Origin of the sequence: Streptomyces otsuchiensis (assembly GCF_004305975.1) — a bacterium.
Classification (GTDB): Bacteria; Actinomycetota; Actinomycetes; order Streptomycetales; family Streptomycetaceae; genus Streptomyces; species Streptomyces otsuchiensis.
In genome coordinates, this window is sequence record NZ_BHZI01000037.1 from 20,655 (window position 1) to 27,053 (window position 6,399).

8 protein-coding genes are annotated in these 6,399 nt (G+C 71.0%); 3 read left to right on the forward strand and 5 right to left on the reverse strand.

The genetic code is table 11. The features are described 5' to 3' along the window. Positions 1-181: 181 nt before the first annotated feature. From E0D90_RS05990 to ychF, 3 genes are all read right to left on the reverse strand, one after another. Positions 182-595 carry a DNA-binding protein gene (locus tag E0D90_RS05990; RefSeq protein ID WP_130796874.1) on the reverse strand — a complete coding sequence of 138 codons (414 nt, stop codon included), beginning with the start codon at positions 593-595 and terminating at the stop codon, positions 182-184. Next, positions 577-861: a hypothetical protein gene (locus E0D90_RS05995; RefSeq protein WP_130796875.1), complete on the reverse strand. Its 285-nt coding sequence runs from the start codon at positions 859-861 to the stop codon at positions 577-579. Before E0D90_RS05995 ends, E0D90_RS05990 begins: the two co-directional genes overlap by 19 nt. A 211-nt stretch (positions 862-1,072) precedes the next feature. After that, positions 1,073-2,164: a redox-regulated ATPase YchF gene (gene ychF, locus E0D90_RS06000; RefSeq protein WP_130796876.1), complete on the reverse strand. Its 1,092-nt coding sequence runs from the start codon at positions 2,162-2,164 to the stop codon at positions 1,073-1,075. Between the two features lie 93 nt (positions 2,165-2,257). Here ychF and E0D90_RS06005 point away from each other — a divergent pair, with 93 nt between their 5' ends. Then, positions 2,258-2,905 (forward strand): DUF6542 domain-containing protein, encoded by a 648-nt coding sequence (locus E0D90_RS06005; RefSeq protein WP_227870021.1) that lies wholly within the window; start codon positions 2,258-2,260, stop codon positions 2,903-2,905. A 149-nt stretch (positions 2,906-3,054) separates the two neighbouring features. Here the strand turns inward: E0D90_RS06005 and E0D90_RS06010 are convergent, their stop codons facing one another. Continuing rightward, complete coding sequence (locus E0D90_RS06010) at positions 3,055-4,050, reverse strand: 4-hydroxy-3-methylbut-2-enyl diphosphate reductase (protein ID WP_130796877.1); 996 nt, start codon at positions 4,048-4,050, stop codon at positions 3,055-3,057. Between the two features lie 62 nt (positions 4,051-4,112). Between E0D90_RS06010 and xseA the strand changes: the two genes are divergently transcribed. Both xseA and E0D90_RS06020 read left to right on the forward strand, forming a co-directional pair. Next, positions 4,113-5,339 (forward strand): exodeoxyribonuclease VII large subunit, encoded by a 1,227-nt coding sequence (gene xseA, locus E0D90_RS06015; RefSeq protein ID WP_130796878.1) that lies wholly within the window; start codon positions 4,113-4,115, stop codon positions 5,337-5,339. A 10-nt stretch (positions 5,340-5,349) separates the two neighbouring features. Further along, on the forward strand, positions 5,350-5,610 hold the full coding sequence (locus E0D90_RS06020; protein WP_130796879.1) for an exodeoxyribonuclease VII small subunit: 261 nt from the start codon (positions 5,350-5,352) through the stop codon (positions 5,608-5,610). Positions 5,611-5,691: 81 nt separating this feature from the next. Here the strand turns inward: E0D90_RS06020 and E0D90_RS06025 are convergent. Next, on the reverse strand, positions 5,692-6,399 hold a 708-nt coding region (locus E0D90_RS06025), incomplete at its 5' end, for a DUF4245 domain-containing protein (RefSeq protein ID WP_227870022.1).

Here is a 6,399-nt window from a genome sequence, read left to right on the forward strand (position 1 = left end):
GTTCGGCGCGGCACCGTGCGGCTTGGGCACGGCAGGCGCGAGCCCGCTCGCTGGCCGGCCCTGCAATGCGGGCATACGCGACGGATCACCGGTTACCGCAACCGGTGATCCGCCGAATACTGGCAGCGTCACCGCCACTCACTGATCAACCGTCGAAAGGCGGAAGTCGGCCTAGGGGAAATCACACCGCCACGAGCCGGACTCGGTCGCCGCACAGCTTGGCCATGTCGTCAATATCGGAAGTCAGCATGACCACGGGGCGGTGCTGTCGCAGCGCGGCCTCGGCGACGGCCGCATCGATTGCGTACTTGTGTCCGTGCAACCCGGCGTTCATCAGCAACTTCGAGGCCGCCCTTGCCTCTTCGTCACCGACCGGGACGACCCGCAGCCCGGAGAGCACCCAGTTCAGGCGGGACTTGTTCGTACGGGCGGGGACGGCTTCGATGATGGTGAGCGCGCTCATCACGACCTCCATGCCGCGCGAGCGCGCCTCAGCGATCAGAGCCACCACCTGCTCGTCGTCTGCGAGTAGCTTCGAGAGCCCCTCGCTGTCGAGGACCAGAGTTCCCTCGTGACTCAGCCTGCGGCGGGCCACTCGGCCTCCTCGGCGAACACCTCGTCGAAGACCTGCCGCGCCCGCTGACGAGTCGGCTCGGAGACCGGCCCCTTGCGGCTCTCGTAGTCCGCCAGGTACTCGTCCAGGATCTGCCCGCGCAGCTCACGCTCGACCGCCTCGGCGATGAACGCGGAGAACTCCCGCTTGCCCACCCGAGCCCGAATCGCCTCCGCGGTCCCCTCAGCCAGTGACAGGCTCACCCGCGTCGCCGGCCCTTCCCCGATGCTGTACGTCGTCTCAGCCATGACCCGATTGTGTCAAACGAGTAGGAAAAGCGCCACGTCCGCACCGCCTTCACACTCGGCCAGCGCCCCGCTCGGGCAAAACCCAGCACGGGCATCCCCATCCCAGCTCAGCGCGACCCAGCACAGGAAAACCAAGGGTCCGACCCCGAAGGGTCGGACCCTATCTGACCTGCATGTTTGCCACGCGAGAGACGTGGTGGTCTACGACCCGCTACACGTTGAAGCGGAACTCCACCACGTCGCCGTCGCGCATGACGTATTCCTTGCCCTCCATGCGGGCCTTGCCCTTGGCGCGGGCCTCGGCGACGGAGCCGGAGTCGACCAGGTCCTCGAAGGAGATGACCTCGGCCTTGATGAAGCCCTTCTGGAAGTCGGTGTGGATCACACCGGCGGCCTCGGGGGCGGTGGCGCCCTTGTCGATGGTCCAGGCGCGGGACTCCTTGGGGCCTGCCGTCAGGTAGGTCTGGAGGCCGAGGGTCTCGAAGCCGACGCGGGCGAGGGTGGCGAGGCCGGGCTCCTCCTGGCCGACGGACTGGAGGAGTTCGAGTGCCTCGGCCTCGTCGTCCAGCTCGCCGAGGTCGGCTTCGAGCTTGGCGTTGAGGAAGACCGCCTCGGCGGGCGCGATGAGGGCGCGCTGCTCGGCCTTGAAGGCGTCGTCGGTCAGCTCCTCCTCGTCCACGTTGAAGACGTAGAGGAAGGGCTTGACGGTCAGCAGGTGCAGCTCGTGCAGCGGCTCGGCGCGCTCGGTTCCCTGGCGGATACCGGCGGAGAAGAGGGTGCGGCCCTCCTCCAGGATCTCCTTGGCCTCCTCGACGGCCTTGACCACCGGCAGCCGGTCCTTCCTGATCCGCGACTCCTTCTGGAGCTTGGGAAGGACCTTCTCGACGGTCTGGAGGTCGGCGAGGATCAGCTCGGTGTTGATGGTCTCGATGTCGCTCTTGGGCGAGACCTTGCCGTCGACGTGGACGACGTTCTCGTCACGGAAGGCCCGGATCACCTGGCAGATGGCGTCCGACTCGCGGATGTTCGCCAGGAACTTGTTGCCCAGCCCCTCGCCCTCACTGGCGCCGCGCACGATGCCGGCGATGTCGACGAAGTCGACCGTCGCGGGCAGGATCCGGTCGGAGCCGAAGATCTCGGCGAGCTTGTCGAGCCGGGGGTCGGGGACCCCGACGACGCCGACGTTGGGCTCGATCGTCGCGAACGGGTAGTTGGCCGCCAGCACGTCGTTCTTGGTGAGGGCGTTGAAGAGGGTCGACTTGCCGACGTTCGGCAGTCCGACGATTCCGATCGTGAGGGACACGTGGGACTTCCCGTTCGGGTGGTTGCTGACAGGGCCGACGGCCCATTCTATGCGGCGGCCATTCGTGCCATGCTCACCTCTCCGTTCCATCGCTTGATCGACAAATGGGATGAAACGGGCGCGCCATTGCGCCATCGCGGGCCCCACGCGCCGTACGTTGGTGCCCGTGGAGCACAGCACCAGCACGACCCGCCCTCCCCGGCCGCGCCCAGCCGCCGCACCGGCTGGCGTGCCCCGACCCGCCCGGTCGGCGACGCCCCGGCAGCGCAGCCGGCCCGGCCCCGCCCCCGCGACGGAGCGCGCCCGCGCCCGCCGCTGCTGGAGGCGCTCGCCCGGCTTCCCCGCCCCAGACTGACGGGCCTGGGCTGCGGGGTGATCGCCGTCGGCTCGATGCTCGCCACCGGCTGGCTCTGCCGACTGGTGGGCGGCGCACCCGTCGTCTACGGCGTCCTGTACGTACTGGCCTGCGTGGCGGTCTCCGCCTGGGTACGCCCGGCCGATCTGATCTGCGCCCCGGTCGCGGCTCCGATCGCCTACGCGGCCGGCCTGGTCGTCAGCGGCGGGCTCTTCGAGCTGTTCACCGAACTGGCCGTGGGAGCACCCTGGCTCTTCGCCGGGACCCTCGCGGCGGTGGGCATCACCCTGGTGCGGCAGCTGATGGTGATGGCGGGCCGTATCCGGCGCCGGCGCAACGCCGCAGCCGCCCGCTCGGCAGCGGCGGCGGCACAGCGGCAGGGCTGAGCCGCGGTCACAGCCGGCGCACGGGATCGAACGGGCGACGCCCCGCACCACCACTGAGCGGTGGTGCGGGGCGTCGTCCGTTCAAGGGCAGGTCCGTTCGACGGCACATCCGCTCGGCGACGCGGGCGGAACACCAACGGTGAAACGGGTCAGGCGCTGTCGCGTACCTTGTCGGCGGCCTCGGCCCGCAGGTCGCGGCGCAGCTCCTTGGGCAGTGAGAACTGGATCGACTCCTGCATCGGCTGGACGATCTCGACGTCCCCGAAGCCGCGCTCCTCCAGCCACTCCAGGACCTCCTGGACCAAGACGTCCGGCACTGAGGCGCCCGAGGAGAGCCCGACCGTGGTGACGCCCTCCAGCCAGCTCTCCTCGATCTCCCCGGCGTTGTCGACCAGGTAGCCGGCGGTGGCGCCGGCGTTGACGGCGACCTCGACCATCCGCGCGGAGTTGGAGCTGTTCTTGGAGCCGACCACCAGCACCAGGTCGGCGTCGGCGGCCACCTGCTTGATGGCGGTCTGACGGTTCTGCGTGGCGTAGCAGATGTCGTCGCTGGGCGGGCTGATCAGCTGCGGGAACTTCTCCTTGAGGGCGTCGACCGTCTCCATGGTCTCGTCGACCGAGAGAGTGGTCTGGGAGAGCCAGACCACCTTGGACTCGTCGCGGACCTCGACGTCGGCGACGTCCTTGGGTCCGTCGACCAGCTGGATGTGGTCGGGGGCCTCGCCGGAGGTGCCGACGACCTCCTCGTGGCCCTCGTGGCCGATCAGCAGGATGTCGTAGTCGTCCTTGGCGAAGCGGATGGCCTCCTTGTGCACCTTGGTGACGAGGGGGCAGGTGGCGTCGATGGTGGCGAGCTTGCCGCGCTCGGCCTCCTCGTGCACCACCGGCGCGACGCCGTGGGCGGAGAAGATGACGATCTCGCCCTTGGGCACCTCCTCCGTCTGCTCGACGAAGATGGCGCCCTTCTTCTCCAGCGTCTGCACCACGAACTTGTTGTGCACGATCTCGTGCCGGACGTAGATGGGCGGGCCGTACTGCTTCAGCGCCTGCTCGACGGCGATGACGGCACGGTCCACTCCCGCGCAGTAGCCACGGGGGGCGGCGAGCAGGACACGTCGGGGGGCGGAAGCGCTCATGGTCCCCATGGTAGGGCCCGGCCGGGACAAGACCCGGGCCCGGTGTCGGCTTTCACCATTAGCCTGGGCCCATGGCTCTGCAGACGTCCGCCGAGGCCCCCGTTCCGGTGGGCAGGATCTCGCGGCTCATCGGGGAATGGATCGACCGCCTGGGCGGGGTGTGGGTCGAGGGGCAGATCACCCAGCTGAGCCGGCGGCCCGGCGCGGGCGTGGTGTTCTTCACGCTGCGCGACCCCTCCCAGGAGATCTCGATCACCGTCACCTGCTACCGCGCGGTCTTCGACCAGGTCGCGGACGTGGTCACGGAGGGCGCGCGGGTCGTGGTGCACGGCAAGCCCGAGTGGTACGCGCCGCGTGGGCAGTTGTCGCTGCGGGTCGCGGAGATCCGTCCGGTGGGCGTCGGTGACCTCCTGGTGCGGCTGGAGCGGCTGAAGCGCTCCCTGGCGGCCGAGGGGCTGTTCGCCGCGGAGCACAAGCGGCGGCTGCCCTTTCTGCCGCACCGGATCGGTCTGGTCACCGGACGGGCGTCCGCCGCCGAGCGGGACGTCCTGGAGAACGCGCGGCTGCGCTGGCCGGCGGTGAGCTTCGCGGTCCGCAATGTCGCCGTGCAGGGGGTGCACGCGGTCAGCCAGGTGATCGAGGCGGTGCGGCTGCTGGACGCGGACCCGGCGGTCGACGTCATCATCGTGGCGCGTGGCGGCGGCAGCGTGGAGGATCTGCTGCCGTTCTCCGACGAGCGGCTGGTCCGCACGGTCGCCGGGTGCGTCACCCCGGTCGTCTCCGCGATCGGCCACGAGCCGGACTCACCGCTGCTGGACCTGGTCGCCGACGTGCGCGCGTCCACCCCGACCGACGCCGCCAAGCGGACGGTCCCCGACGTCAACGAGGAGCTGACCAGGGTCGCCCAGTTGAGGGAGCGCGCCCGGCGGGCGACGGAGGCCTTCGTGGACCGCGAGGAGCGCGGCCTGGTGGGGGCGCTGTCGCGCCCCGCGATGGCCGACCCGCAGCGGATGCTGGACGACCACGAGGCGCGGCTCGCCGAGTACCGGCAGCGTGCCCGTCAGTCGCTGGGCCACCGGCTGGACCGGGCGGCGGACGACCTCCGGCACACCGTCGCCCGGGTGCGGGCCCTCTCCCCCGCCGCGACGCTGGAACGCGGCTACGCCGTCCTGCGCCGCCCGGACGGGTCGGTCGTCCGCGACGCGGCCGGTGTGTCCGAGGGCGAGGAGCTGCGGGCCCGCGTCGCCGAGGGCGAGCTGGCGGTGGTGGCCAAGGGCGCTGTCGCCCCTCCGGCATAGGGTGACGGGCATGACGGAAACGGACGCGGAGACCGCCCTCGGGTACGAGCAGGCCCGGGACGAACTGGTCGATGTGGTGCGGCGGCTGGAGGCCGGCGGCGCCACCCTGGAGGAGTCCCTCGCCCTGTGGGAGCGCGGCGAGGAGCTGGCACGGATCTGCCGGCACTGGCTGGAGGGCGCCCGCGCCCGGCTGGACGCCGCCCGTTCGGAGGACGGCGAGGCCGGTTCCGGCGGGGAGGGCTCCGCCAAGGAGGCGGCGGGCGGCGGCTGAGAGACTGCCTGCCGAGCGGGCGCGGCCGGAGACGACCGTGGCGCCCGGCGGCGAGCACGCGCCGCCCGGGGGCGCCGTCGGTTACTGGTTCTCGTGCGGCGCCAGGGAGGCGGCGAACAGTTCGAGCCGCTCCGCCGACGCGGTACCCGCCACCACGGTGGTGACGTCCGCGTCCTCGGCCACCAGGGCGTTGTACTTGCTGCCGCTGTAGAGGGCCCACTCCCGGCCGTCGATCTCGACGGTCTCGCCGGAGTCCCGGGCGCCCTGGGAGAACTCGCTCACGAACGGCCCCGCCGGGCCGTCGGCCTGGCCCAGTCCGACGTACTCGTTGTCGGGGTCCATGAACCCGATGCGCCAGTAGACGCCGTGGTCGGACTGGTGCCGGTAGCGCACGGAGGTGGCCCGCCACTCGTCCTCGTCGAGCTGCTGCGGGACCACCAGCTCGTACGGCGCGGCGCGTGCGGCGGAGCTGGCCTCGACCGAGTACTCGACGGGACGCACGGGGTCCTGCGACGGGTCGTTGGGCATGAGCACGAAGAAGAAGAACGCCCCGACCGTGATGACGGCCATGGAGAGCAGCATGTCGCGGACGGTCTTGAGCTTGGGCCGCTGCCGCTGACCGCCCTCGTCGTCAACGCTCGTCGCGGGCTCGGCCCGGTCGGCGTCCGGAACGGCCGATGCCGTCTCCGAGGGGGGCGCGGTCGGCGCGGACTGTTCCGGCGGCGTGCCGTTCTCTCTCACCACACCCCCATGGTCCCGCATGCCCGGAGCTGCCCGACCACCCACCCC